The following is a 26332-nucleotide window of genomic DNA, read 5'->3' on the forward strand; positions in this document are numbered from 1 at the left end:
GAAGTGCGGAACTATCTGCCTGAGGATTCCTCTATCATGGCATCGTACGGCCAAAGGCGGGGCATTGTAAGGTGACCGCCTCCTGATTAGACTGCGCCGTTAACACCAACAGCCCTTACCAAGGACTTTTATGATCAAGAAATGCTTGTTCCCAGCAGCCGGTTACGGCACTCGCTTCCTGCCAGCGACTAAGGCCATGCCCAAGGAAATGCTGCCGGTGGTCAACAAGCCACTGATCCAATACGGTGTTGAGGAAGCCCTCGCGGCAGGCCTGACCGAAATTTCCATCGTGACCGGTCGTGGCAAGCGTGCTCTTGAAGATCACTTTGATATCAGCTACGAGCTTGAGCATCAGATCAAGGGCACGGACAAGGAAAAGTACCTGGTTGGTATTCGCAAACTGATCGACGAGTGCAGCTTTTCCTACACTCGCCAGACTGAAATGAAAGGTCTGGGTCATGCCATTCTCAGCGGTCGTCCGCTGATTGGTAATGAAGCATTCGCCGTGGTTCTGGCGGATGACTTGTGCGTAAATCCTGATGGTGATGGCGTGCTGGCGCAGATGGTCAAACTGCACAAGCATTATGGCTGCTCGATCATTGCCATTCAGGAAGTCGATCCGCAGGAAACCAACAAGTATGGCGTGATCGCCGGTGAAGAAATCAAGCCGGGCCTGTTTCGCGTGACCAACATGGTTGAAAAACCGAAGCCTGAAGATGCGCCTTCCAACCTGGCGATCATCGGCCGCTACATCCTGACTCCGGATATTTTCGAGAAGATCGAACAGACTGAGCCAGGCAAGGGTGGGGAGATCCAGATCACCGACGCCCTGATGAAGCAGGCTGCAGAAGGCAACGTACTGGCCTACAAGTTCAAGGGCGAGCGCTTTGACTGCGGTGGCGCTGAAGGCTACATCCAGGCTACCAACTTCTGCTTCGAACACTTTTACAAAACCGGCAAAGCGCATTGATTTTCGATTGATGACGCTCGGGACAAGGCCACCTTCGGGTGGCTTTGTCATTTCTGACTGGCCGCCAAGCGGTTATGCTGTGCCTCTGCCAAGGAGATATCGATGGCCTTTGATTTTGATCTGTTTGTAATTGGCGCCGGCTCCGGCGGCGTCAGGGCGGCACGTTTTGCTGCCGGTTTCGGTGCCAAGGTTGCCGTGGCCGAGAGCCGCTATCTGGGTGGAACCTGCGTCAACGTGGGTTGCGTGCCCAAAAAGCTGTTGGTCTACGGAGCGCATTTTTCCGAAGATTTCGATCATGCCAAAGGGTTCGGCTGGTCGCTGGGTGAGGCCAGTTTTGACTGGTCCACACTGATCGCCAACAAGGATCGCGAAATCAATCGCCTCAATGGCATCTACCGCAAACTGCTGGTCGACAGCGGCGTTACCCTGCTCGAAGGCCACGCCAGGCTGGTCGGCCCGCAGCGGGTCGAGATCAACGGCCAGTCCTACAGCGCCGAGCGCATTCTGATCGCAACCGGCGGCTGGCCACAGGTGCCTGATGTGCCAGGACGCGAGCATGCCATTACGTCCAATGAGGCGTTTTACCTCAAGACGTTGCCAAAGCGAGTTGTGGTCGTAGGGGGTGGTTACATTGCTGTGGAATTTGCCTCGATCTTCAATGGATTGGGTGCAGATACCACGCTGGTCTATCGTCGCGAGCTGTTTTTGCGCGGTTTCGATGGCGGGGTCCGTACTCATCTTCATGAGGAACTGCTCAAGCGTCACATGACGATTCGCTTCAATAGCGATATCGAGCGTATCGACAAGCAGGCCGACGGCAGCCTGCTATTGTCCATGAAAGGCGGCGGCACACTCGAGACCGATTGCGTGTTCTACGCAACTGGCCGTCGGCCGATGCTCGACAACCTCGGGCTGGACAGTGTCGACATCAAGCTCGATGAGCATGGCTATATCAAGGTCGATGAGCATTATCAGAGCAGCGAGCCTTCCATTCTGGCCATCGGCGATGTCATCGGTGGCGTGCAACTGACTCCGGTTGCGCTGGCTGAGGGCATGGCCGTCGCACGTCGGCTGTTCAAGCCGGAGCAGTATCGCCCGGTAGACTACAATCACATTCCGACTGCGGTTTTCAGTCTGCCGAACATCGGTACAGTCGGGCTGACTGAAGAGGATGCGATCAAGGCTGGTCACGATGTGCAGGTGTTCGAAAGCCGTTTTCGGCCGATGAAGCTGACCCTGACTGACGATCAGGAACGCACCTTGATGAAACTGGTTGTGGATGCGAAAACCGACCGCGTGCTGGGCTGCCATATGGTAGGGCCGGATGCGGGCGAAATCGTCCAGAGTCTGGCAATTGCCATCAAGGCTGGCGCGACCAAACAGGTGTTCGATGACACTATCGGCGTACACCCGACTGCTGCAGAAGAGTTTGTAACCATGCGCACGCCTGCCAAACGCTAACGTCAGGCAGCGCAATACCCGGAGGTCAGGAAGAGCTCCGGGACAAGGCTTGAAAAGGACGGATCCCGACGTGAACAGAGAAAAACCATCGGCCGGAATGCGCCTGCATCTGGCCGTTCAGAATCGTAAAATCGCGCTGCACATTGATGCATTGCGTGAAAGCGAGCATCAGTTCAGAACCCTGGCTGACAACATGAGTCAGCTGGCCTGGACTGCAAGTCCTCGCGGGCAGGCCCATTGGTATAACGAGCGCTGGTACGCATACACCGGGACGTCGCTCGAGGCGATGAAGGCTCTGGGCTGGCGTTCGTTACTGCATCCCGAGCATCGCGAACGTGTGCTGGCGCGTTTGCAGTACTGCTTTTCGACGGGCTCGATCTGGGAAGATACCTTTCCACTGCGCGGCAAGGACGGTGCCTTCAACTGGTTTCTGTCGCGTGCACTGCCCATGCGCGACGCGCAGGGCCACATCACCCACTGGCTGGGCACTCATACCGATATTACGGCTCAGGTCAACGCTGAAGAGGCGCTGCGCGAACTCAATGAAAGTCTGGAGTTGCGCGTTGCCGAGCGCACTCGCGAGCTGGCAACTGCCAATGAATTGTTGCAGGCCGAGATCGTCGAGCGAGCAATGGCTGAAGAGGTCTTGCGCCATGCGCAAAAAATGGACGCAATTGGCCAGTTGACGGGCGGCATCGCCCACGACTTCAACAATGTGCTTTCCGGCGTGATGGGTGCTCTGGATATGATCCGGCTCCGTGTCGCGGCAGGCCGGGTGGGGGACATTGATCGCTATCTGGACGCTGCAACCAGTTCCGCAAATCGTGCGGCTGCGCTGACCCGGAGGCTGCTGACATTTGCTCGCCGTCAGTCGCTGAATGTCACGGCAGTGGATATCAATCGCATGGTCCGGTCTATGGAAGAGCTGTTGCGAGGTACAGTGGGTGCTCGCGCGCAATTGCATATCGAGCTGGAAGAGGGGTTGAGCAGTGTGTGCACGGACGAGCATCAGCTGGAAAATGCCTTGTTGAACCTGGTGATCAACGCGCGTGACGCTGTTGCGGTCGGAGGGCGGCTCCGGGTGCGCAGCCAGCTGTTAACGCTTGCCGCTCAGAAAGACGGGCTGGCACCTGGTGATTACGTACGGCTCAGTGTAGAAGATAACGGCTGTGGAATGGCTCAAGACGTCATCGACCGGGCGTTCGACCCGTTTTTCACCACCAAACCCGTAGGACAGGGCACGGGGCTGGGGCTGTCCATGGTCTACGGTTTCATCAAGCAGGCGGGCGGGCATGTGCAGATAAAAAGCCATGAAGGTCAAGGCACTCAGGTTCACCTGCTCTTGCCTTGCGCGATGACGACTGCCTGAGTGTTGCTTGTCATGCCTTGCCTTTTGGCTTGTTTCTGGGGGTAGTGGGTTTATCTGGCTGGATGAGGCCGTTCTGCAGGTTTTCCAATGCTGCTTCCTTTTTGGTCAGCAGCAGTTCCAGCATCCGGTTCTGTTGCCGAACCTCTGTCATGGCTTGTTTGAGCGTGGAGCTCTCTTCCTGCAGGCTGCCTAACCGTTCTTCCAGCAGAGCGCATTGGGTGCGGGCGTGATGCTGTTGTTCTGCCAGGGCGGCAGCCTGAGTAGTGGTCTGGTTCAGCAGGTCTTTTCGTTCGTGCAGTTCACGCAGGGTGCTGCGGTTTTCAGCCAGTAATCTCTCGTTGTCACGATTCAGCTGTGTGATGTCTTCCTGGCGCATGGCGATGCCTTGCTGTGCCTGTCGAAGCTCCATTTGCAGTTGCTGAACCTGGCCTTCGTGGCGTTGCTGTTCCTGCTCGCGCTGCTCTCTGATCGAGTTGCGGTAGTGCTCCAGGGCTTCGCGAGCGTGCTGATGTTTTTCTTCAAGCGAGTGGATCTGGCCGTCCTTGTCGTGCAGGCGCGACTCCAGATCCCGGTTGGCCTGAGACAGTCTGGCGTGCTCGGTCTGTGCGGTTTGCAGGTCATTTTGCGTGCGAAGCAGGGCGGCAGCCTGCTGTTCCAGAGTCTCATTACGTTGCTGCGCATGTTCCTGCAGTTCGCTGATCTGTTGTTGAGTCGTCGCCAATTGTTGCTGCAGGGTGGCGCGATAAGCCTGATACGTGTCGCAGGCCTGATCAATGCGTTCCTGAGCCTGTTCCTGAAGACGCTGGGCGAGATGAGCTACCAGACCGCTCAACTCCTCATTGATGTCCGGCGCTGGCGTATGCGTGGCGTCCAGCTCTTTGAGGTACCGGTGAATCGTGGTTTTCGAGCCTGTATTACCCATTTCGATACGTACTGCATCAATGCTGGGATTTTCACCTCTGGACAGCAGGGAAACCCTTGCTTTCTGCACCAACGCCTTGTTTACGCCGCCCCGAGCCATGTGTCCCCCTACGATTTCGTGCTGTGGTATGTACCCTGTAATTACATACTATATTACTAGAAATAATTTGCCATTTTTTGAATTAATTAACCCGGGATATTGGCGTATTATCCCGTGTCGGGCGTTGTCAGTTCATTTTTCGGCGCTCTTTCCGGTACACCGCGCAGGTTCGAGCCATGAATGACGTTGATCGCTTTATCGATGCCGCAACTCGCGACAACACACGCCGCAGTTATCGGGCGGCCATCGAGCATTTCGAAGTGACATGGGGCGGGTTTCTGCCGGCGACCAGCGAAAGCGTGGCGCGTTACCTGGCCAGCCATGCCGGAAAGCTATCGGTCAACACTTTGAAACTGCGCCTGTCAGCACTGGCGCAATGGCATGCCAGTCAGGGTTTTGCCGATCCCACCAAGGCGCCCATGGTGCGTAAGGTCATCAAGGGCATTCGTGCATTGCATCCGGCACAAGAGAAACAGGCCGAGCCTTTGCAGTTGCAGGACCTGGAGAAAGTCATTGCCTGGCTGGAGATCGAGATAGGTGATGCAGAGGCGCAACACGATCAGCCGCGCCTATTGCGTTGTCGTCGTGACTCGGCGCTGATTCTGCTGGGGTTCTGGCGCGGCTTTCGCAGCGACGAGCTGTGTCGCCTGCAAGTGCAGGACGTCAAGGCCATCGCCCACTCGGGCATCAGCCTTTATCTGCCGCGCAGCAAGGGGGATCGCGATAACCTGGGCAGAACGTATCAGACGCCCGCCTTGCAGCGGCTGTGCCCGGTGCAGGCTTATATAGAGTGGATCAATTGCGCGGCGCTGGTGCGCGGTCCGGTGTTTCGGGCGGTGGATCGATGGGGTAATCTTGGCGAGGAGGGGCTGCACGCCAATAGCGTTATCCCGTTGCTGCGTCAGGCTCTTCAGCGTGCGGGCATTGCCGCCGAGCACTACACCAGTCACTCGCTGCGCCGCGGCTTCGCCAGTTGGGCGCAAAGCAACGGCTGGGACCTCAAGTCACTGATGTCTTATGTAGGCTGGAGGGACATCAAGTCGGCGATGCGCTACATTGACGCCGCGCCGTTCCCGGGCAACCTGGAGACAGGGAACGGGTCGAAGGTTTCTTCTATCGATAAGCTGCCTTCATAGTGAAAAGCAATCAGTGACATCAGGTTTGCCAATGAGCGATTGTCACTGATCATGCGTAAGCTTCACTCCATCGAATTAACAACCCATCCAACCCATCAGGAGATATACCGATGCCTATCATCAACAGCCAAGTAAAACCGTTCAAGGCTACCGCGTTCAAGAACGGCGCTTTCGTTGACGTTTCGGACGCCGACTTCAAAGGCAAGTGGTCTGTCGTATTCTTCTACCCGGCCGACTTCACCTTCGTTTGCCCGACCGAGCTGGAAGACCTGGCTGACAACTACGAAGAGTTCAAGAAGCTGGGCGTCGAGATCTACAGCGTTTCGACCGACACCCACTTTGCCCACGCTGCATGGCACAACACTTCGCCTGCAATCGGCAAGATCCAGTACACCATGATCGGTGACCCGACCCTGACTATCTCGCGCAACTTCGACGTGCTGATCGAAGAAGCCGGTCTGGCGGATCGCGGTACGTTCGTGATCAACCCTGAAGGTCAGATCAAAATCGTCGAGCTGAACGACGGTGGTGTTGGCCGTGACGCTTCCGAGCTGCTGCGCAAGATCAAGGCTGCTCAGTACGTTGCTGCTCACCCGGGCGAAGTCTGCCCAGCCAAGTGGAAAGAAGGCGAAGCTACTCTGGCTCCGTCCCTGGACCTGGTTGGCAAGATCTGAGTCGCATGAATCGGCTGGGGGCGTTGAGCTCTTGAGCAAGTAAACCGCATCGCCCCAAAAAACGCCCGGGCGGTAATCGCCTGGGCGTTGTTATTTCTACCCTTTGGAAACAGGAAGCCGCCACATGTTGGACGCCAATCTTAAAGCCCAGTTGAAATCCTATCTGGAGCGGGTTACTCGCCCCATCGAGATCGTCGCGTCCCTTGATGACGGCGCGAAGTCTCAGGAAATGCTTGCACTGCTCAATGATGTGATCAGTGTCTCCAAAGATGTCACCCTGAATGACAGTGGCAACGATGCGCGTACTCCGTCGTTTTCGCTGAGCAGCCCTGGCCACGATATCAGCCTGCGTTTCGCCGGTATCCCCATGGGCCATGAATTCACCTCGCTGGTCCTGGCACTGCTGCAAGTTGGCGGCTACCCGCCCAAGGTCAGTGCGGAAACGATCGAACAGGTTCGCGCTCTTCAAGGCGAATTCCATTTCGAAACCTATTTCTCGCAGTCCTGCCAGAACTGCCCGGACGTTGTCCAGGCATTGAACCTGATGGCAGTACTGAACCCTGGCATCAAGCATGTCGCTATCGACGGTGCACTGTTCCAGGACGAAGTCACAGATCGCAAGATCATGTCGGTGCCCAGCATCTATCTGAATGGCGAGCTGTTCGGTCAGGGCCGCATGGGCCTGGAAGAAATTCTCGCGAAGATCGACACCGGTGCCGGTGCGCGTCAGGCAGAAAAACTCAACGCCAAACAGGCTTTTGATGTGCTGGTAGTCGGCGGCGGCCCTGCTGGTTCGGCGGCTGCGGTCTACGCAGCCCGCAAAGGCATTCGTACCGGCGTTGCAGCCGAACGTTTCGGCGGTCAGGTGCTCGACACCATGGCCATCGAAAACTTCATTTCGGTACAGCACACCGAGGGCCCAAAACTGGCCGTTGCGCTGGAAGAGCACGTCAAGCAGTACGAAGTCGACATCATGAACCTGCAACGCGCCGACAAGCTGATTCCGGGCGCGGCCGGTGAGCTGCACGAAGTTAAATTTGCCAGCGGTGCCAGCCTCAAGGCCAAGACCGTCATTCTTGCCACCGGTGCACGCTGGAGGGAGATGAACGTACCGGGCGAACAGCAGTACCGTAACAAGGGCGTGGCTTATTGCCCGCACTGCGACGGTCCATTGTTCAAGGGCAAGCGCGTTGCCGTGATTGGTGGCGGTAACTCGGGTGTCGAGGCGGCAATCGATCTGGCGGGTATCGTGTCACACGTGACGCTGCTGGAGTTCGATGTGCAACTGCGTGCCGATGCCGTCTTGCAGCGCAAACTGCACAGCCTGCCCAACGTTACCGTGATCACCAGTGCGCAAACCACTGAGGTGACCGGCGATGAGCAGAAGGTCAACGGCCTGCGTTACAAGAACCGCACCACCGGCGAAGAAATCACCGTGCCGCTGGAAGGTATCTTCGTGCAGATCGGCCTGCTGCCTAACAGCGAATGGCTCAAAGGCTCCATCGAGCTGTCGCCGCGTGGTGAGATCGTGGTCGATGCACGTGGTGAAACCTCGGTGCCGGGCATCTTCGCTGCCGGTGACGTGACGGTAACTCCGTACAAGCAGATCATCATCGCCCTGGGCGAGGGTGCCAAAGCCTCCCTGAGTGCCTTTGACCACCTGATCCGTACCTCCGCACCGGCCTGATCAGGCAGCGCTAAACAAAAAGCCCCGTGAGCGATCACGGGGCTTTTTGTTATCTGGGTGATCGTTCCCGAGCGGGAGCAATCACTCAGGGCAACCAAGGCCTCAGAGCGGGGTTGGCTGGATAATCTCTACCCAGTAGCCATCCGGGTCCTTGATGAAGGCCAGGCTGTTCATGCGGCCATCGGACAGACGCTTTTGAAAGTCGACGCCCAAAGTCTCGAATCGCTCGCAGGCAACCTTCACGTCTGGTACCGAGACGCAAATGTGACCAAAGCCACGCGGGTCGCTGTTGCCGTTGTGGTACGAAGCTGTCGCATCGCTCTCGGTGCCGTGATTGTGGGTCAGCTCGAGAATGCCGGGGATCGATTTCATCCACTCGTTGCGGGCTTTGTCGTCTTCCGGGATCTGCGCCTTATCCACCAGTGCGAGGAAGTAGAGGCTGAATTCGGCTTCCGGGAAATCACGCTTTTCAACCAGGCTGAAGCCGAGCACGCGGGTGTAGAAATCCAGCGATTTTGTGATGTCCTTGACGCGCAGCATGGTGTGGTTGAATACAAACTGCCGGGTAGCCGCTTCAGGGTCGGCCGTAACGCCCGGTAGTGTGTTGAGTTCGTGCAAGCTCATCAATGTGTCTCCAACAGAATGTACAAATAATGCCAAATGATACGGGGCAGGGCGGGCAGTGCCAAACCCTCGTTCGGATAACGTCGCTTCGGTCTTGCTCGATGCCGGCAACAGGCTCAGAATTTCCGGTCAACTGTTCTGGCGACCTGACCATGATCCTTTCGCAATACCGATGCTCCTTGCCAGGTCTGTGCCTGTTCCTGCTGCTGGGCGCCGCACAGACTCACGCCGCCGACGCAATGATCATCTGGCCCGCAGGCTGGGAGATAGAGTCGCTGCCGACCGAGTCGGGCAAGCCCGTGCAACCGTCCGTGCAAGTCAGACAGCGCGGGGTGAAAAACGATCAAAGTGGAAACCCGCTGATGGTCATGGAGCTGACTCAGACACGCCTGACGCCCGGGCATGAGGTTAATGTCCCGGGTGTATTGCTGGAGATGCGCAAGTCGGTTCAGGTCAATTTTGCCCGAAGCGGCCTGCAGAGCGTCTGCACGCATGTGCGTGAGAGCCGGCTCAGCGTCGTGCCTGCACTGGAAACCACCTGCACGATCACCCAGAACGGCGTACATGTATTGACCCAGACACTGGTAGCGGCTGCCAGTAAAGAGATGGCCTGGTCGCTTTCCTACGCGGGATCGGCAGATGGGTACACGGCCAACAAGGAAGAGGCGTTGCGTATCCGCGAGAGTTTGCGTCTGGACGATGCGCAGTGATACCTGCTTTTTCGCAGGCAAAAAGAAGCCCGCCGAGGCGGGCATGGGGCGCTATTCCTTTAGCGGTCTTCATCATCCGAGAATCCATGTGAAAAAAGTGTGAAGCTGCGCGGTGTCGGCCATCCGCCGATTTTCGATCCGGCGAAGCACGCAGTAACAAATTCTCTTATCGCTCATTAGACCGAATAAACTGAACAATTACTCTACACATTTCAGCAACTGTTCAGGTTTGTAACTGTGCGCTGAATCGAATAATCGATGAATTTTTATTGGCGTCATTATTTCAACGGTATTAATACCTGACGCGCTGGAAGTACATGTACCGAGCAGTTCACTTAATCATATATATGAATGTCGGCGGCGGGCAGACAGTCAACTGTGTATGGGCGTTTGATCAGGCAGATGCAGTGTGCAGACGCTCAGTTGACGTATGGGTCGATAAAAAAAGCCCTGCAAGTGCAGGGCTTCAATTGACAAAGTTTTAATCAGGCGCGAAGCCACGAATCAACAGTGTCTACACCGTACTGCTCTTTCCACGCTTTGAGACCGCGGTGGTTACCACCCTTGGTTTCAATCAGCTCACCGGTGTGGGGGTTCTGGTAAACCTTGACCACGCGTGCACGACGACGCTTTGGTCCGACGGGTGCGACCAGCGACGTGGCGCTTGAAGGATCAAGGATTGCGATGATGTCACGCAGGCTTTTGCCGTAGGTGCCCATCAGGTCCTGGAGCTTTTGCTCGAACTCGATTTCCTTCTTCAACCCGGCGTCATTCTTCAAGGATTCCAGCTGTGCAAGCTGTTCTTGAAGGGCTTTCTCTGCTGCTCGAAACTCGGCAAGTCTGGACAAGTAATACACTCCAACAATGTAATGGCTGTTGTCAGCCCTATAAAGCGATGAGACAAAACTGATTGGCCGATTCGCTCACTCGATGCTGCCCTGTACCTGCGGTTTCTATGCTGAAACATGGCCTTTGCGGCTTGTCATTGCGCAGACAGAGGATAGTTATAACTCAGTAGCCCGCAAATGATGCACCTTTTTTTTCAGTTAGAAAATAGCCTTTTTCAAATTCGTTAAATAGTCGTGGTGGAGGGTGTTGGATATACGCGATGAAACCGGCGTTATCAGGCGAGCTGTTGTGTAAGTTATTTCCGACATTAGTCGCAGATGGAAAACGAGCCATGCGACACTTGACGGCTTAAAAGGAGAAACATCTGACAGACATGAAGGCTGGCCGATGCGGAAAGAGCAGAAGTGTCTGAAGGCAGCGGATGAAAGGGCGTGTAGCGGCATAAAAGATGGCCCTTGGCCTGCCTTTTTTTGCCTTTCTGACCCTACAGTCCCTGTTGCAGCACCGGGTCGTCGGGGTTCTGCTGCTCGAGCTCTGCCAGCAGAATCTGCACGTTTTGCAACTGACCATTTTCTTTCCAGTATTGAATCAGTAGCACTCTGGCCTTTCGGTTCGCAGGCTGGCTCTGAACAATCTGCGTCAACTGCCTCTGCGCCGCCTCAAGCTCGTGCAACGAATGCAGGGCAACCGCCAGGTCATAGCGGTAGTCGGTGTTATCAGGCGCCAGCTCTGTAGCCTTTGCCAGGCTGAGCACAGCAAACTCTGCCTGCCCGTGGTTAAGCAGCCACATGCCCAGCGCGTGCTGAAGCATGGATGAACCAGGATTATGTTCCAGCAACTGTGCAAAAAGGCTGCGTGCCTGCTCGGCCTGGCCCTTGCGGTCCAGCAGCTCGATGTGCGCCAGCGCCGCTTCGATATTGCCCGGGTCCAGTGCTGTGGCCCTCTGCAGCGCGGCGACTGCCGGCTCCAGGTCGCCGGTCTGCAGGTACAGTCTGGCCAGTTGCAACTGATTTTGTGCGTTTTGCAGCTGGCTCTTTAGCGACTCCTGAAACGCCTCGGCACTTTGCTGCAGCACGGCAAAGTACAGGCCCAGCTCATCAGGTGACAGGCCGAGCAGGGCACTGGTGGCGCGGAATCTGACGGATTGTTCGTCGTCGTCCAGTAATGGGCCCAGCAGCAGGCTGCGCTGGCTGTTGGAGACCAGTCTGACGCTGACATCGATAGCCGCTTCACGCACCTGTGCGGATCGGTCACCCAGCGCGGCATCGAGCAATTTGAGGGCCTGAGGGCTGGGGTAGTCGCTCAATTCGGCGAGCAGGTTGATGCGCTGCTCGTCAGACAGGTCGGTTCGTGCCAGTTGTTGGTACAGCACGCGTGCAGCGCCGGGCTTGCCATCGTGTGCCTGTTCCAGTGCCTGAGCGTAGGTGTGGCTCAACCTGGCGGGAGCTGTCTGAACAGGCAAGCGCCACCACCAGAAAGCCAGTGATAGCGCCAGCATTGCCGCAGCCGCTGCGCCGATCAGCCAGCGATGTCGAGTAGTGGGTTGAGGCGATAACCCCTTGGTAGAAAGTCTGGGCATATCGATTTCCAATGCTTGACGGGTTGCAGCTTCGGGGAGTGGGTGGCAGCTGTCAAACGGCAATCATGATGCCGTCGGCTTACGGACAAAAAAAGCCCCGCGTCCTGAATGGGCGCGGGGCGGGTTTACGGCCTGTTGGCGTATCAGGCCTGAGGTTGCCAGCCGCCACCCAGTGCCTTGTAAATGGCCACGATGCCGCGGTACAGCTCGATTTCTGCCTGTGCCTGAGAGTCTTCGGCCGCCAGACGCTCGCGCTCGGCATCCAGCAGGACCAGGAAGTCCGCTGTGCCTTCGCGGTACTGCACTGACGCCAGCCTGGCTGCGGAACGACTCGCATCGCTTTGGCGCATCAGCGAAACCAGCCGTTGCTGGCGTTTGTCGTAATCGCTGAAAGCGTTCTCCGACTCCTCCAGGGCGAGTAATACCTGCTGCTCATAGTTGGCCAGCGCGCCCTCGGCATCGGCATCGGCGCTGCGAATCTGCGCCCGGACGCTGCCCAGATCGAAAGCCGCCCAGGTGATGCTGGGGCCGAGTGACCAGGCTTTGGCCGCTGACGAACCGATCTGCGACCCACGGCCAGCGGTAAAGCCCAGAAAGCCGCTCAGACTGACCCGCGGAAACAGGTCGGCGGTCGCCACGCCGATGCGTGCGGTCGAGGCGGCCAGTTGGCGTTCGGCGGCGCGGATGTCGGGCCGATTGCGCAGCACCTGTGTCGGATCGCCAATCGGCAGAGCCTTGGCGATAGCAGGCAGTTTGCTCGGGCTCAGGTCGACGCTGAGGTTTCCCGGGCGCTCGCCCAGCAACGTGGCGATACGATTGCGTTGGCGAACCTGTTCGGCCTGCAACTGCGGCACGGTCGCTTCAACGGCTGCCAGTCGTGCCTCGGCACGCACCACGTCCAGTTCATTGCCCACGCCGGCATCACGCAACTGGGTGGTCACGTCCTGAGAGCTCTGCTGGTTTTTCAGGTTGTCGCGGGCAATGGCTTCACGCAGCTGTGCGCCGCGTAGCTGCCCGTAGGCGTCGACCACCTCGGCAATCAGAGTCACCTGAAGCTGATACAGGTTGGCTTCGGCGGCTTCCTGATCGGCATCGCTGGCTTCCAGTTGGCGCTGAATACGTCCGAACAGGTCGACCTCCCAGGCCATGTCCAGCCCAAGGTCATACCGCTCGCTATTGACGCGCCGCTCAGTAACACCAGGTTGCTGACCCTTGCCCAGGTCACTGCTGGCCCGGCTGGTGATCACCGGCATGGCGTCGTTGGCAACGTCATCGCGAATCGCCCGTGCGGCTTTCAGGCGGGCAAAGGCAACACGCAGATCGCGGTTGCCGTCCAGCGACCTGGCTACCAGTTTGTTGAGGGTAGGGTCCTCAAACTGCTGCCACCAGACGGTGTCCACTTTGCTGCGGTCATAGTTGCCCTGGGCTGCGGACGCCAGTTGGGCTGGCACCGTAACCGGTGCCTTGTAGTCCGGGCCGACGGCGCAGGCCGCCAGCGCCATGACCAGCAGGCTCGGGAAGAAAAGTTTAAACGCGCTCATCAATGCATCTCCGCAGGCAGGTTTTGCAGTCTTTGTGCCTTGGCGGCCTTGCGGGCCTCCTGGCGTTCGACGTAATTACGGATAAGCACGTAGAACACCGGCGTCAGCAGCAGGCCGAAGAACGTGACCCCCAGCATCCCGGAGAACACGGCGACCCCCATGGCATGGCGCATTTCCGCACCTGCACCGCTGGAAAGCACCAGTGGTACTACGCCCATGATGAACGCGAAGGACGTCATCAGAATCGGACGCAGGCGCAGTCGGCATGCCTCCAGCACTGCATCCAGCGGGCTCATTCCCTCGGCCTGTTTGTCCTTGGCGAACTCGACGATCAGAATCGCGTTCTTGCACGCCAGGCCCACCAGTACGATCAGCCCGATCTGGGTGAAGATGTTGTTATCGCTACCGGCAATCATCACCCCGGCAATCGCCGAAAGCAGGGTCATTGGTACGATCAGGATCACCGCCAGCGGCAGGCTCCAGCTTTCGTACTGAGCCGCCAGTACCAAAAATGCCAGCAGAACACACAGCGGGAAGACGAACAGCGCCGTGTTGCCTGAAAGAATCTGTTGGTACGTAAGGTCAGTCCACTCGTAAACCATGCCGTTGGGCAGCTCTTCACGCAGCAGTTTCTCGACCGCCGCTTGAGCCTGACCAGAGCTGAAGCCCGGACCGGCAGCACCGTTGATTTCTGCCGTGATGAAGCCGTTGTAGTGCATTACGCGGTCGGGACCTGCGGTGTCACTGACTTTGACGAAGGTTGCCAGCGGGATCATTTCTCCCAGATTGTTGCGCACCTTGAGCTGACCGATCTGGTCGGCATCCTGACGGAACTGCTGCTCTGCCTGGACATTGACCTGATACGTGCGGCCAAAACGGTTGAAGTCGTTGGCATACAGCGAGCCCAGATAAACCTGTAGGGTGTCAAAGATGTCGCTGACCGCAACGCCATGCGTCTTGGCCTTCTCGCGGTCGATGGCGGCATCCACCTGCGGCACGTTCACGGTATAGCTGGTGAACAACCCGGCCAGTTCCGGCACGCTGCGGCTCTTGGCAATGATGTTCTGGGTTTCCTTGTACAACTCGTCGTAACCCAGGTTGCCACGGTCCTCTATCTGCAGGCGGAAACCGCCGATGGTGCCCAGCCCCTGTACCGGAGGTGGCGGGAAGATCGCCATGTACGCTTCCTGGATCGACGCGAACTGGCCGTTCAGGGCGCCGGCAATGGCGTTGGCTGACAGACTGGGGTCCTTGCGCTCCTCAAACGGTTTGAGGGCGACGAATACCACACCGTTGTTCGGGCTGTTGGTAAAGCCGTTGATCGACAGGCCGGGGAAGGCAATCGCGTTTTCCACGCCCGGCTGTTTAAGTGCCAGCTCGGACATGCGCTTGATGACGTCTTCGGTACGGTCGAGGCTGGCAGCGTCAGGCAGCTGGGCAAAGGCCACCAGGTATTGCTTGTCCTGGCTGGGTACAAAACCGGTCGGCGTGCTGGCGAAACCCAGCCAGGTCAGGACCATCAGGCCTGCATACACCAACAGTGCGATACCACTGCTGCGAATAACCCGGGCGACGGTGCCGACGTAGCCATGGCTGGCTTTTTCGAAGAAACGGTTGAACGGGCGGAACAGCCAGCCGCCAAGGATTCTGTCGAGGAAACGCGAGAAACGATCCTTGGGCGCATCGTGGCCTTTGAGCAGTACCGCGGCCAGCGCAGGCGACAGGGTCAGCGAGTTGAAGGCCGAAATCACTGTCGAGATGGCGATGGTCAGTGCGAACTGCTTGTAGAACTGCCCGGTCAGGCCGGAAATGAACGCTGCCGGTACGAACACCGCACATAGCACCAGTGCAGTGGCGATGATAGGCCCGGTCACTTCGGCCATGGCCTTGTGCGTGGCCTGGACCGGTTCAAGCCCCAGCTCGATGTTTCGTTCGACGTTCTCCACCACCACGATGGCATCGTCGACCACGATACCGATCGCCAGTACCAAACCGAACAAGGACAGCGCGTTCAGCGAGAAACCGAACATGTGCATGACCGCAAAGGTGCCGATCAGCGAGACCGGAACGGCCACCAGCGGAATGATCGAAGCGCGCCAGGTCTGCAGGAACAGTATCACCACCAGCACGACCAGGATCAGTGCTTCAAACAGGGTGTGAATCACCGCTTCGATGGAGCCGCGCACGAAGATCGTCGGGTCATAGACGATGCTGTAGTCCATGCCTTCCGGGAAGCTCTTTTTCAGCTCGGCCATTCTGGCCCGTACATCGTTGGAGATGTCGATGGCGTTGGAGCCGGGCCGCTGGAAAATAGGGATGGCCACGGCGGGCTGGTTGTTCAGCAGCGAGCGCAGCGCATACTGGCTGGAGCCCAGCTCGATGCGTGCAACGTCCTTCAAACGAGTGATTTCGCCATCAGCGCCTGCACGAACCACAACGTTTTCGAACTCCTCCTCGGTGACCAGACGGCCCTGGGTGTTGATCGACATCTGAAAACTGGTGGCATTCGGCGAGGGCGGGGAGCCCAGCTGGCCAGCGGCTACCTGACGATTCTGTTCGCGAATCGCATTGACCACATCGGTGGCGGTCAGGTTGCGTGAGGCCGTCTTGTTCGGGTCCAGCCAGACCCGCAGCGAATAGTCGCCCATACCAAACAGTTGCACGTCACCGACACCGCCCAGTCGCGCGAGCTCATCCTTGATGTTGAGCACAGCGTAGTTGGACAGGTACAGCATGTCGTAGCGCTGGTCCGGCGAGGTCAGGTGCACAACCATGGTCAGGTCGGGGGAGGCCTTGTCCACGGTAATGCCGATGCGCGTCACTTCTTCCGGAAGCTTGGGCTCGGTACGCGTCACACGGTTCTGTACCTGCACCTGCGCGTTGTCCAGTTCAGTGCCCAGCGCAAAGGTGATGGTCAGGGTCAGCTTGCCGTCGGCAGTGGCCTGGGACGACATATAGAGCATGCCTTCCACACCGGTGATGGCCTGTTCCAGAGGCGCGGCTACGGTTTCGCCGATCACCTTGGGGTTGGCGCCGGGAAAGTTGGCGCGCACGACTACCGTGGGCGGCACTACTTCCGGGTATTCACTGATTGGCAACTGGAACAGTGAGATAGCACCGGCGATCAGGATCAGCAGCGACAGCACTGCGGCAAAGATCGGCCGGGAAATAAAGAATTTGGAGAAGTTCATCGGACAAGTCCCTTAGCCGCGCGGCGCAGTGGCGCTGGCGATTTTGACGGCCGCTTTGGGCGCCACTTGTGGCAGGTTGCTGGCTTCGAGGGCCTGGCGTTGTTTGAGCAATGCTGCGAGGGTGTCGGCGCTGGCCATCGGTGTCACTTCAGGGTCCACAGGCTGGCCGGGACGCACGCGTTGCAAGCCTTTGACGACGATGGTGTCGTCCTTGCCCAGACCGTTGCGCACAATGCGCAGACCTTCGATTTTCGGGCCCAGCTCGACAGCCCGATAGGCAGGTTTGTTGTCCTTGTCCATCACCAGCACAAACTTCTTGCCCAGATCAGTGCCCACCGCCTCGTCATTGATCAGCACCGCCGAGTAAGTGCCGCTGCCCACCAGTTTCAGACGGGCATACAGGCCGGGGGTGAAATCACCGTCGGCGTTATCGAACACCGCACGACCGCGAATGGTGCCGGTCCTGGGGTTGACCTGGTTGTCGACAAAGTTCATCTGGCCCAGGTGCGGGTTACCGGTTTCGTTGGACAGGCCCAGGTACACCGGAGTGGTTTGGCCGCGCTGGCCTTTGCGGGCCAGCTCGGTGTACTTGAGGAACACGCGTTCGTCTGCGTCGAAGTAGGCGTAGACCTTGTCGGTGGAGACCACGCTGGTCAGCGCGGTGACATCTGCGGTCACAATGTTGCCGGCGGTGATTTCTGCGCGACTGACACGACCTGTAATCGGTGCAGTAACACGGGTAAAACTGAGGTTCAGTCGAGCCAGATCCAGCTGCGCCTGAATGGCCGCGACACCGGCCTTGGCTTCCTGCGCCGAGGTGGTGCGCGAGTCGGCCAGCTCGGCGGAAATCGCGTTGTTGGTACGCAGACGCTCGCCGCGCTGTGCTTCATTGTCGCTGCGCAGTGCAACGGCACGGGCCTGCTGCAGCTGTGCCTCAAGACGACGAACTTCGGACTGGAACGGGCGCGGGTCAATCTGGAACAGCAGATCGCCTTTTTTGACCAGCGAACCGTCGGTGAACGCTACCTGATCGATCTGACCAGACATCCTTGGGCGAACCTCGACGGTTTCCGGTGCTTCAAGACGACCCGTGAATTCATCCCATTCGTTGATCGGCTGCTCCAGCACCTTGGCCACGCTGACCTTGGCTGCGCCAGGCGCACTGGTGGCTTCCGGCGCGCGGCCGCAAGCACTGATAACGATAAGGGCGAGGGCGGTGAGGGGGTAGCGCAGATGGCTGAGTGTCTGGTGCATGGGAAGTTCCGCCGATAGTAAAGAATGGGCGGATTCTGTTGCGCACAGGGTGTTATTAACGAATCGAATAAACCGAAGGTTACTATCACTGGCAATGATGAGTACCCATAGGTCTTCGAAAACCTGCCTCCGGATGACCCGCAAGGTGGATGGTGGCCAGGCATTCGGGGCTGAGAATGCTCCCCTTATGGCGAGCCAAAAAGCTCATGTCATATTGCTATCTCTTCGATCAATCTTTGCAATCGCCGCCGCTATCAAGTTGTCCAGCGAACAGTCGATCCTTGGTTATTACGATAAATCCCGAGGAAAAGTTTGATGAAGTCGACATGGCTGGACAATTTGAAGGTCAGCAAAAAGCTGAGTATAGGCTTCGGTCTGATACTACTGGGTGTGCTGACGGTCACCGCGATCGGCTACCTCAGCACCAACCTGCTGATCGAGCGGCTGGGCAAGGCAGCCAAAGTTTCTGAAGTAAAGGCTGATGCGCTAAGCCTCAGGATCGCTGCGCAGGCCTATACTGCCAAGCCTGACGCGAGCAATTCGCAGGGCTACACGGTCGCTCTGGACAACCTGGGCAAGACCATCGAGGACGGCCTGAAGCTTCTGACTGTTCCGGCCAATGCCGATATTCTCAGAGGTATTCGCGATCAGGTGGGTGGCTTGAGACAAACGTTCAATCAGTTGGTCGATAATAATCGGCAAATTGACCAGGCCATGCAGCCGTTGATCACCATTTCCGAGCAGGTAAGCGGAAGCTTCGAGACACTCCTGCAAAAGACCTTCGACGACGTTTCCCGCTCGCTGGATCAAAGCGGTATCGACCAGGTAAAGATTGCCGGCGACCTGCGCAATGGCATGACCAGTTTTCGCCTGGTGTTTCGCCGTTATATCAGTATCCCGACCGCTGAAAACAGGCAGATCACCTTCGATGCCGCCGACTCACTGATCGCTCAGGTGAGCAGTGCGCGCAACCAATTGCCGAACAAGGCCGGCCCGGCAGTGGACGAAGCGCTCAGGGCACTGCAACAGTACAAATCGTTGATGGTCTCCATCTCGCAACTGATGCAACAGAGCGATCAGATTCGCTACAGCCTTCGCCAGCAGTCAATGGACATCGTCACCAGTACCGAAAAGCTGATGGCGGGCCAGGTGGTCAGTGCCAATAAAGAAAAAGACAGCGCGGTCACCCAGTTGCTCACGGTGGCGGTGATCGTATTGCTGCTGGGCATCTTCGCGGCGATCCTGATTACCCGTCAGATTACTCGTCCGCTCGATTCCACGGTGATCGCTGCGCGTCGAATTGCCGACGGCGATCTGACCAATGACCTCAGCACCACTCGCCAGGATGAGCTGGGCCTGCTGCAAAACACCATGCACCAGATGACCGTATCGTTGCGCACCCTGATTGGCGGTATCAGTAATGGTGTGACACAGATCGCCACGGCGGCCGAGGAGCTTTCAGCCGTCAGCGAGCAGACCAGCGCGGGCGTCACTCAGCAGAAACTGGAAGTCGATCAGGTAGCGACCGCCATGAATCAGATGGCGTCTACCGTTCAGGAAGTGGCGCAGAACACTGAAGATGCATCGCAGGCCGCCAGACAGGCCAGTGATCGTGCTGCTCATGGCAGCAGCGTGGTGCAACACGCCACGCGTGAAATCAGCCAGCTTGCCGGTGAAGTGGGGCAACTGGGCGAGGCCATGCAGCGCCTGATTCAGGACAGTGACAAGATTGGCGGTGTAATCGATGTGATCAAGGCGGTCGCAGAACAAACCAACCTGCTGGCCCTCAACGCGGCGATCGAAGCCGCACGTGCGGGTGAGCAGGGGCGCGGCTTTGCCGTGGTGGCCGATGAGGTGCGCTCGCTGGCTCAGCGTACACAGTCATCCACGACTGAAATCGAGGCGCTGATAAAGTCCTTGCAGGATGGCACCGGCGCGGCATCGGAGCTGATGAATGCCAGCCGTCAACGTACCGAAGGCACAGTTGCGCTGGCGCGGCAGGCCGAAGAATCGCTGCTTGAAATCACTCATTCGATTGGGACCATCGAACAGATGAGCCAACAGATTTCTGCTGCCGCTGAAGAGCAGAGCGCCGTCACCGACGAAATCAATCGCAGTGTCATCAGCGTACGGGACATCGCCGATCAGTCGGCCACGGCCACTGAGCAGAGCGCGGCGTCTACCGTGGAACTGGCGCGCCTGGGCAGCAACCTGCAGGACATGGTTGCGCGCTTCCGGATCTGATTGCCGCCACTTTCAAAAAGTCGCGAGGCCCAAAAGTCTCACCCTGCAAAAAGAGCAGCGCTGGCAATCAGCGCTGCTCCACCAACTGCAAAAACCTTCGGGTTCGCTCGTTTTGCGGATTCAGCAGAATTTCGCCCGGGGTGCCGTCTGCCACGATGCGGCCTCCCTCCATGAACAGCACTCGGTCAGCGATGTCCTGAGCGAATTTCATCTCGTGGGTCACCAGTAACATGGTCATCTGAAATTCGTGGGCAATCGAGCGAATCACTGACAGCACCTCGCCGACCAGCTCCGGGTCGAGCGCCGAGGTGACTTCATCGAACAACATGACCTGCGGGCGCATGGCCAGCGCTCTGGCAATCGCTACACGTTGTTGCTGACCACCGGAAAGCTGGCTCGGGTAGGCATCGGCCTTGTGAGCGAGCCCGACCAGCCCAAGGTATTGATGCGCGCGCCCAAGGGCCTCTTCGCGAGGCAGTCTGAGTACCCGTAACGGCGCTTCGGTGACATTTTCCTGAACAGTGAGGTGTGGGAACAGGTTGAACTGCTGGAACACCATGCCAACCCGATGTTCGACCGGAGCCTTGCGCGCGCCGGGCCAGTGCCATCGGGATTTGCGCGCGGGCACTGTTTCGCCTGCGACTTCTATGCTGCCTTGCTGATAGTTTTCCAGCCCCTTGATGAGGCGCAATACCGTTGATTTACCCGAGCCACTGGGGCCGATCAAGGCGACTTTCTGACCTTGAGGAATGCTCAGGTCCAGATGGTCGATGATCCGGTTGCGGCCGAAGTCCTTGACCACGTGTTTCAGCTGTATCTGCGCAGTGGTGACGGGTGGGATTGCGGTGTGTGCGAGATCAGACATGGCTGCGCCTTTCCAGGTATTTGAACAGCAACGAGGTCGGCACACTGATCGCCAGAAACATCAGCGCCATCACTGTGTACGGTTCGTTGTATCGATAGGTCATGCCGGCGATCTGCTTGGCAGCCTGAAACAGTTCAGGGATGGTAATCACCGCCAGAAGCGGCGTTTCCTTGAACATGCCGATCAGGTAATTGCCGAGCACCGGCAGCATGGGTTTCAACGCCTGCGGCAGGATAATGCGCCGCCAGGTGTCGCCACGGCTGAAGTCCAGCGCGCGTGCGGCTTCCCATTGCCCGGCAGGGATGTCATCGATGGCACCGCGATACGCTTCGGCAATGTAGGCCGCGTAATAGCAACCAAGACCTATCACACCGGTGGTTATGGCCGGGAAGGTGATGCCCGCCAGCGGCAGCGCGAAGAACAGCACATACAACTGGACCACCAAAGGCGTATTACGGAAAAAGCTCAGGTAGCCTTTGCTCAGGCGATGCACGATGGTTATCTGCGAGCGCAGTGTCAGGGCCAGGATCAGACCGAGCAAAACCGCGAGCAGGAACCCCAGCACCACGACCTGCACGGTCACCAGCAAGCCCTGAAACAGCTCCGGCAGAATCGACCAGGCGAATGCGATATCAAACTCCATCGTTCATCCCCTGGCCGTGCGCCACGCGGTGGCGTGCTGCTCATAACGCTTGACCAGCCAGCTCAACGGCCAGGCCATCACGAAGTAGCAGACCAGCACGATGCTCCAGATCAGCGTTTGCTGGCCCAGCGTGGTGATCAATTGACTGCCGGTAAAGGTCAGGTCGGTGAGGGTAATGAGGGAAACCAGTGAGGTGGTTTTCAGCAGCTCGACCAATTGGTTGCCCATCGGCGGGATCATGAACGGCAGGGCCTGCGGCAGAATTATTCGCCGAAACGCGCTTATCGGCCCGAAATCCAGCGCACGCACAGCGTCACGTTGACCCTGGCTGACGTTGATCAGTGCCGAGCGAATGATTTCCGCGCCATACGCCGAAAACGTCAGCCCCAGCCCCAGCACACCCGTGGTCATGGGTGACAGGCGAATGCCGAACAGCGGAAGGATGAAGAACAGATAAAACAGCAACACCAATGCCGAGATGCCACGCAGCACTTCGACATATACCGTGGCGAACCAGCGTAACGCCCTGAATGGCGACAGGCGCATCAGGGCGATTACAAACGAGAGCACCAGCACCAGCAGTTCAGCAAGCACAGTGATCTGCAGGGTGATCCAGGCACCGTGGGCCAGTTGTCTGGCAATGAAACCTGCGGTTTGCAGTGTTGCAGCATCAACAGGCATGGCCGTACTCGTGTGGGTCAGGGCCGTTTACTGCGCGCCCTTGCGGGGCGGGGCAGATCATGGGTTGCAGCGTTGGGCTGCGGTGATGGCCGGGTCAGCCAGTTCGTTTTCGGTGTAGCCGTACTTCTGCAGGATTTTCAGCAGCTCGCCCGACGCCCGGAGTTTGGCCAGTTGTTCGTTGAAAGCCTGTTCGAAGGCCGGATCGTTTTTTGGCAGGCCGTAGGCGTGGTAATTCCAGCCCGGTTTGCCACTGGCGTCCGGAATCTGCTCGAAAGGCAAGGCGCGCTCGATGTCCGGACTGTTGGCTTTCTTGATCAGACTGATGACTTCGGCATCCGGGAAATACACCACGTCCACGCGACCCGCCTGCAAGGCGGCCAATGCCTCGGTGTCCTTGTCGAACAACACCACGTTGCCGTTGGCGATACCGCTGTCTTTGGCTTCCTGAACCTGATTGCTGCCAGGTTGAGTGGCCAGGCGCACCTTGGCGTTGCTGGCGACGTCCTTGAGGCTGTGCAGGTTCAGCGGGTTGCCGGTTTTGACAATGAACGCACCGCCGGATCGCGTCACCGGGTTGGAGAACGCGATGACCTTGCAGCGATTCGGATTGATGAACAGGCCTGCACCGATCAAGTCGAAACGACCTGCTGCCAGACCCGGCACCAGCGAACCGAAGTCAGTGATAGGCGTCTCGATCTGCTTGATGCCCAGCGGTTCGAGGATTGCACGCAGTATCTCGACGTTGGCCCCGGTCGCTTTGCCATCGGTGCCGATGTAAGCATAGGGCTGTTCGTTGGCGATGCCGCCGGTCAAGCCGTCAGTGCGGCCTTTTTCCAGCAGTCCGGCCAGGGCGGGAAACGAAATAACGGCATTCAGCAACAGCGCTGAACCCATCAGGGCTGGGAACGACAGGGGGTTGATGCCTTTCATTAAAAGTGCTCGAAAGAATAGAAAGAGGGTAAGCGAATGTAGCGGCAGTAAACCTGCGCATGCGGTCCGTTCTAACGCACTGCACGTTTTGCATAAGGCAGCACCTTATAGCTATTAAAAAATAAATCTAAATATCAATAACGAATATGCATATATGTTATTCGGTGCGTTGTCAGCCCTGAAAAACGCACCAGGCGAATCCATCTATTTATATGCTTATTGGTTATTTATAACTTGCTGATTAGTCCATTAGGCTCTGTAGCACCGTGCTTACAGTGGGGTATATCTCGCATCACTTCGGCGTGAATTGACCCTGTTTCTGTCTGTTTTTTCTTGTGTCGAGATGCCCATGAAAGCACCACCAATTGTTCGTGAAGAAGCGTGGGTCAGCGTTAGCGGCCTGAATAAGTCGTTTGCTTCAAGCCGTGTATTGCAAGACATCGATCTGAGTCTTTTTCCGGGTGAGGTGGTGGCCTTGCTCGGTGCCAATGGCGCAGGTAAATCCACGTTGGTGAAAATCCTTGCCGGTAGCCATCGCCATGATACTGGCGAGTTGCTGGTCGGGGGCAGGGCGACACGTTTTGCCTCACCGCTGGAGGCGCGTCAGGCCGGTATCGTCGCCGTGCATCAACACGTTGAGCAAGCGCTGGTGCCGGGGTTCAGCGTGGCCGAGAACCTGCTGCTCGACGAATTGTGCCAGCAGGACGCACCATTCTGGAGTCAACGCCAGCGCCTGCACCAGCGGGCTGCGCAGATCGCCGCACCGCTGCAACTGAGCCTGCCGCTCGATGCGCCGATCGAAAGCCTGGGGACTGCGCAACAGCAATTGGTGGTGTTGGCGCGCGCGCTGGCGTTGCAGCCAAGGCTGCTGGTGCTGGATGAACCGACCGCATCGTTATCGACTACCGAGGCGCAGCGCCTGTTTGAATTGATCGATACATTGCGCGCCCAAGGCGTGTGCATTCTGTACATTTCTCATCGTTTGTCCGACCTTCAGCGCATTGCTGATCGGGCCATTGTGCTGCGTGACGGACGCGTCAGCGGCGAGTTTGCTGCGCCGCTGGACCTTGCCGCTGCGGTGCGGGCCATGCTCGGCAGCGAGCTGGCAGCGGTGGCGCATCAGCGTAGCGAAAGTGGTCGTGAAGTCCTGAAGGTGCGGGGCTGCCGGCTCGATGCGCACAGTGAACGCTTTGACCTCAGCCTGCACGAAGGTGAAGTGGTGGCCATGATCGGTCTACTGGGTGCGGGCAAAAGCGAGATTGCCGAACTGTTCTATGGCTTGCGCAAACCACTGGCTGGAAGCCTGGAGCTGGACGGGCAGCCGTGGGCACCGCAATCACCGCGTCAGGCCATTGCCGGTGGGGTATTCATAGCCAGTGACGACCGCGCGCGAGGTTCGCTGGTGCCAGGCTTTTCGCTGGCCAGAACCCTGACGCTGCCATTTCTGCCGCGTTTCAGTCGGGGCGGGTTCATCCGCCAGGGCAAGGAGCGCGAGGCGGTGCAGGACCAGGTGCAGTCCCTGGGGATCAAGTGCGCTGGCGTCGATGTGCCGATGGAAACCCTTTCCGGTGGCAATCAGCAGAAGGTCGTGCTGGCGCGCTGGCTGTTAGGCAACGGCCGTCTAATGATTCTCGACGAACCCTTCCAGGGCGTGGATATCCGCGCCCGCCGCGAAATCGGTACACGCATCCGCGCCAGTGCCTCACAGCGCGCGACGCTGGTGATTTGCACCGACCCCGACGAGGCACTGGAAATAGCCGATCGCATTCTGGTGGTCCGCGACGGCTGTGTGGTCGCCGAATACCCGCGCGCCGGCCTGCAACGCGACGAACTGCTTGCGCAACTGGCGGGCGTTACGCCGCAGCCTGCCGCCCGGCCTTTACTGCCTCAAGGAGCCACGCTTGTCTGATTCCTTTCCTTTCATAGCCCGGAAACCGCCTCGTGGCGACGCCATTCTGCGCTTCATCGTCCATTACGGCTTGCTGTTGGTGCTGGCGCTGGTCCTGCTGCTGTTTTCCATCGTCGAGCCAGCGTTTCTGCGGGTTGGCAATCTGTTCATCATCCTTCAGTCGGTATCCATCGTGGCGCTGCTGGCACTGGGGGTGACGCTGAGCATGTCGGTCGGCGGGCTTGATCTTTCGATCGGTGCGGTGGCCGCCATGAGTGTGATGTGCGCCAGCTACGTGATGGTGGTGCTCGATTGGGGGCCGCTGCCGGCCATTTTCATCAGCCTGGCTTGTGGTGCGCTGGTGGGCCTGTTCAATGGCTTTTTGATCGTGCGTATGGGCATACCGGACATTCTGGCCACGCTGGGCAGCATGTTCCTGATCATCGGCGTGCAGCTGATTCCCACCGGCGGACGTTCAATTGCGGTAGGCATGACCTTGCCTGATGGCGATGAAGCCAGCGGCAGTTTCAGCGCCGGATTTCTCGCGCTGGGCCGCGCCAGGCTGTGGGATACCGTGCCGGTTCCGGTGCTGATCATGGCCGTCATGGCGCTGCTGGTCTGGGGGTTTCTGGAACTGACCCGCTTTGGCCGGGTGTTCTACGCCATCGGTGGCAACGAACGCGCGGCGCGTCTGGCCGGGGCCCCGGTGGAAAAATACAAGCTGATGGCCAAAGGCCACGGCTCCAACGCTAATTTCTTTCGGTTTGAGGACAAGGCTGGCGCAGAGCAGGTAAGCCTGCACGCCGAGCGCAATCTGGACACCGATATCGAGATAGATGAGAGCCACACCGTCGGAGGTAATCGGAGCATTAAAGTGGAGGGCATGCACTCCGAAACTATCAAGCTGGAGACAAGCATCGCCGTCCAGGAAGGCTCGTATTTTGTGACAGTCGACAAGGGTGAAGTAAAAATAAAGTCGGCCACATCCATCTAGTCATGAACGCTGATGGGACGA

The 26332-nt window shown here is 58.2% G+C and carries 21 protein-coding genes and 1 pseudogene; 11 read left to right on the forward strand and 11 right to left on the reverse strand.

The annotated features are described in order from the left end of the window. Positions 1-130 precede the first annotated feature (130 nt). The 3 genes from galU (at position 131) to FFH21_RS12020 (ending at position 3800) form a co-directional block, all read left to right on the forward strand. Positions 131-970, forward strand: coding sequence for a UTP--glucose-1-phosphate uridylyltransferase GalU (gene galU, locus FFH21_RS12010; protein WP_002553293.1), 840 nt, complete (start codon positions 131-133; stop codon positions 968-970). Between the two features lie 102 nt (positions 971-1072). Then, a complete protein-coding gene (gene gorA / locus FFH21_RS12015; RefSeq protein WP_004664951.1) occupies positions 1073-2431 on the forward strand; it encodes a glutathione-disulfide reductase in 1359 nt (452 codons plus the stop codon). A gap of 70 nt (positions 2432-2501) precedes the next feature. Continuing rightward, positions 2502-3800, forward strand: a complete 1299-nt coding sequence (locus FFH21_RS12020) for a PAS domain-containing sensor histidine kinase (RefSeq protein WP_011168461.1) — start codon at positions 2502-2504, stop codon at positions 3798-3800. 10 nt (positions 3801-3810) lie between these two features. Here FFH21_RS12020 and FFH21_RS12025 read toward each other — a convergent pair whose 3' ends face one another. Beyond that, on the reverse strand, positions 3811-4821 hold the full coding sequence (locus tag FFH21_RS12025; protein ID WP_011168462.1) for a DNA-binding protein: 1011 nt from the start codon (positions 4819-4821) through the stop codon (positions 3811-3813). 176 nt (positions 4822-4997) lie between these two features. Between FFH21_RS12025 and FFH21_RS12030 the strand changes: the two genes are divergently transcribed. The 3 genes from FFH21_RS12030 (at position 4998) to ahpF (ending at position 8318) form a co-directional block, all read left to right on the forward strand. Next, complete coding sequence (locus tag FFH21_RS12030) at positions 4998-5957, forward strand: site-specific integrase (RefSeq protein ID WP_011168463.1); 960 nt, start codon at positions 4998-5000, stop codon at positions 5955-5957. 110 nt (positions 5958-6067) lie between these two features. Beyond that, positions 6068-6631: an alkyl hydroperoxide reductase subunit C gene (gene ahpC / locus FFH21_RS12035; protein ID WP_002553298.1), complete on the forward strand. Its 564-nt coding sequence runs from the start codon at positions 6068-6070 to the stop codon at positions 6629-6631. A gap of 124 nt (positions 6632-6755) precedes the next feature. Next, entirely contained in the window at positions 6756-8318 is a 1563-nt protein-coding gene (ahpF, locus tag FFH21_RS12040; protein WP_004658541.1) for an alkyl hydroperoxide reductase subunit F, read from the forward strand. Between the two features lie 102 nt (positions 8319-8420). Here ahpF and gloA read toward each other — a convergent pair whose 3' ends face one another. Next, positions 8421-8942: a lactoylglutathione lyase gene (gloA, locus tag FFH21_RS12045; RefSeq protein WP_002553300.1), complete on the reverse strand. Its 522-nt coding sequence runs from the start codon at positions 8940-8942 to the stop codon at positions 8421-8423. A gap of 101 nt (positions 8943-9043) precedes the next feature. On the opposite strand from gloA, the gene FFH21_RS12050 reads away from it, so the two are divergent. Further along, positions 9044-9652: a DUF4946 domain-containing protein gene (locus FFH21_RS12050; protein WP_041924528.1), complete on the forward strand. Its 609-nt coding sequence runs from the start codon at positions 9044-9046 to the stop codon at positions 9650-9652. A gap of 485 nt (positions 9653-10137) precedes the next feature. Here FFH21_RS12050 and FFH21_RS12055 read toward each other — a convergent pair whose 3' ends face one another. The 5 genes from FFH21_RS12055 to mexE all read right to left on the reverse strand — a co-directional run bounded on the left by FFH21_RS12055 (position 10138) and on the right by mexE (position 18066). Beyond that, on the reverse strand, positions 10138-10500 hold the full coding sequence (locus FFH21_RS12055) for a histone-like nucleoid-structuring protein, MvaT/MvaU family (protein WP_004642509.1): 363 nt from the start codon (positions 10498-10500) through the stop codon (positions 10138-10140). A 485-nt stretch (positions 10501-10985) separates the two neighbouring features. After that, entirely contained in the window at positions 10986-12080 is a 1095-nt protein-coding gene (locus FFH21_RS12060; RefSeq protein WP_019741181.1) for a tetratricopeptide repeat protein, read from the reverse strand. A gap of 143 nt (positions 12081-12223) precedes the next feature. Then, positions 12224-13621 (reverse strand): efflux transporter outer membrane subunit, encoded by a 1398-nt coding sequence (locus FFH21_RS12065; protein WP_011168466.1) that lies wholly within the window; start codon positions 13619-13621, stop codon positions 12224-12226. Beyond that, a complete protein-coding gene (locus FFH21_RS12070) occupies positions 13621-16812 on the reverse strand; it encodes an efflux RND transporter permease subunit (RefSeq protein WP_011168467.1) in 3192 nt (1063 codons plus the stop codon). Before FFH21_RS12070 ends, FFH21_RS12065 begins: the two co-directional genes overlap by 1 nt. A 12-nt stretch (positions 16813-16824) precedes the next feature. Beyond that, positions 16825-18066: a multidrug efflux RND transporter periplasmic adaptor subunit MexE gene (gene mexE / locus FFH21_RS12075; RefSeq protein WP_011168468.1), complete on the reverse strand. Its 1242-nt coding sequence runs from the start codon at positions 18064-18066 to the stop codon at positions 16825-16827. Between the two features lie 315 nt (positions 18067-18381). Here mexE and FFH21_RS31030 point away from each other — a divergent pair. Both FFH21_RS31030 and FFH21_RS31035 read left to right on the forward strand, forming a co-directional pair. Beyond that, positions 18382-19404, forward strand: a pseudogene (locus FFH21_RS31030) (methyl-accepting chemotaxis protein); the annotation flags it as partial. Between the two features lie 201 nt (positions 19405-19605). Beyond that, positions 19606-20310: a methyl-accepting chemotaxis protein gene (locus FFH21_RS31035; protein ID WP_371217796.1), complete on the forward strand. Its 705-nt coding sequence runs from the start codon at positions 19606-19608 to the stop codon at positions 20308-20310. Between the two features lie 67 nt (positions 20311-20377). Here FFH21_RS31035 and FFH21_RS12090 read toward each other — a convergent pair whose 3' ends face one another. From FFH21_RS12090 to ehuB, 4 genes are read right to left on the reverse strand one after another with little or no spacing between them, the layout of a single operon-like run. Then, positions 20378-21175: an amino acid ABC transporter ATP-binding protein gene (locus tag FFH21_RS12090; RefSeq protein WP_011168470.1), complete on the reverse strand. Its 798-nt coding sequence runs from the start codon at positions 21173-21175 to the stop codon at positions 20378-20380. Further along, entirely contained in the window at positions 21168-21818 is a 651-nt protein-coding gene (ehuD, locus tag FFH21_RS12095; RefSeq protein WP_011168471.1) for an ectoine/hydroxyectoine ABC transporter permease subunit EhuD, read from the reverse strand. Before ehuD ends, FFH21_RS12090 begins: the two co-directional genes overlap by 8 nt. 3 nt (positions 21819-21821) lie before the next feature. Continuing rightward, entirely contained in the window at positions 21822-22499 is a 678-nt protein-coding gene (gene ehuC / locus FFH21_RS12100; RefSeq protein WP_004667560.1) for an ectoine/hydroxyectoine ABC transporter permease subunit EhuC, read from the reverse strand. Positions 22500-22556: 57 nt separating this feature from the next. Further along, positions 22557-23429, reverse strand: a complete 873-nt coding sequence (gene ehuB, locus FFH21_RS12105; protein WP_011168472.1) for an ectoine/hydroxyectoine ABC transporter substrate-binding protein EhuB — start codon at positions 23427-23429, stop codon at positions 22557-22559. A 349-nt stretch (positions 23430-23778) separates the two neighbouring features. Here ehuB and FFH21_RS12110 point away from each other — a divergent pair, with 349 nt between their 5' ends. Both FFH21_RS12110 and FFH21_RS12115 read left to right on the forward strand, forming a co-directional pair. Next, positions 23779-25338: a sugar ABC transporter ATP-binding protein gene (locus FFH21_RS12110; protein ID WP_038819847.1), complete on the forward strand. Its 1560-nt coding sequence runs from the start codon at positions 23779-23781 to the stop codon at positions 25336-25338. A gap of 13 nt (positions 25339-25351) precedes the next feature. Continuing rightward, positions 25352-26311, forward strand: a complete 960-nt coding sequence (locus tag FFH21_RS12115; RefSeq protein ID WP_371217798.1) for a hypothetical protein — start codon at positions 25352-25354, stop codon at positions 26309-26311. Positions 26312-26332 lie beyond the last annotated feature (21 nt).

This window comes from Pseudomonas sp. KBS0707 (genome assembly GCF_005937945.2).
In the GTDB taxonomy this organism is placed as follows: Bacteria; Pseudomonadota; Gammaproteobacteria; order Pseudomonadales; family Pseudomonadaceae; genus Aquipseudomonas; species Aquipseudomonas amygdali.

Bases quoted from the DNA above. Each gene is read 5' to 3' on its own strand.
- galU (WP_002553293.1), top strand. From the start codon at position 131: ATGATCAAGAAATGCTTGTTCCCAGCAGCCGGTTACGGCACTCGCTTC.
- gorA (WP_004664951.1), top strand. From the start codon at position 1,073: ATGGCCTTTGATTTTGATCTGTTTGTAATTGGCGCCGGCTCCGGCGGC.
- FFH21_RS12025 (WP_011168462.1), bottom strand. From the start codon at position 4,821: ATGGCTCGGGGCGGCGTAAACAAGGCGTTGGTGCAGAAAGCAAGGGTT.
- FFH21_RS12030 (WP_011168463.1), top strand. From the start codon at position 4,998: ATGAATGACGTTGATCGCTTTATCGATGCCGCAACTCGCGACAACACA.
- ahpC (WP_002553298.1), top strand. From the start codon at position 6,068: ATGCCTATCATCAACAGCCAAGTAAAACCGTTCAAGGCTACCGCGTTC.
- ahpF (WP_004658541.1), top strand. From the start codon at position 6,756: ATGTTGGACGCCAATCTTAAAGCCCAGTTGAAATCCTATCTGGAGCGG.
- gloA (WP_002553300.1), bottom strand. From the start codon at position 8,942: ATGAGCTTGCACGAACTCAACACACTACCGGGCGTTACGGCCGACCCT.
- FFH21_RS12050 (WP_041924528.1), top strand. From the start codon at position 9,044: ATGCCGGCAACAGGCTCAGAATTTCCGGTCAACTGTTCTGGCGACCTG.
- FFH21_RS12060 (WP_019741181.1), bottom strand. From the start codon at position 12,080: ATGCCCAGACTTTCTACCAAGGGGTTATCGCCTCAACCCACTACTCGA.
- FFH21_RS12065 (WP_011168466.1), bottom strand. From the start codon at position 13,621: ATGAGCGCGTTTAAACTTTTCTTCCCGAGCCTGCTGGTCATGGCGCTG.
- FFH21_RS12070 (WP_011168467.1), bottom strand. From the start codon at position 16,812: ATGAACTTCTCCAAATTCTTTATTTCCCGGCCGATCTTTGCCGCAGTG.
- mexE (WP_011168468.1), bottom strand. From the start codon at position 18,066: ATGCACCAGACACTCAGCCATCTGCGCTACCCCCTCACCGCCCTCGCC.
- FFH21_RS31035 (WP_371217796.1), top strand. From the start codon at position 19,606: ATGGCGTCTACCGTTCAGGAAGTGGCGCAGAACACTGAAGATGCATCG.
- FFH21_RS12090 (WP_011168470.1), bottom strand. From the start codon at position 21,175: ATGTCTGATCTCGCACACACCGCAATCCCACCCGTCACCACTGCGCAG.
- ehuD (WP_011168471.1), bottom strand. From the start codon at position 21,818: ATGGAGTTTGATATCGCATTCGCCTGGTCGATTCTGCCGGAGCTGTTT.
- ehuC (WP_004667560.1), bottom strand. From the start codon at position 22,499: ATGCCTGTTGATGCTGCAACACTGCAAACCGCAGGTTTCATTGCCAGA.
- ehuB (WP_011168472.1), bottom strand. From the start codon at position 23,429: ATGAAAGGCATCAACCCCCTGTCGTTCCCAGCCCTGATGGGTTCAGCG.
- FFH21_RS12110 (WP_038819847.1), top strand. From the start codon at position 23,779: ATGAAAGCACCACCAATTGTTCGTGAAGAAGCGTGGGTCAGCGTTAGC.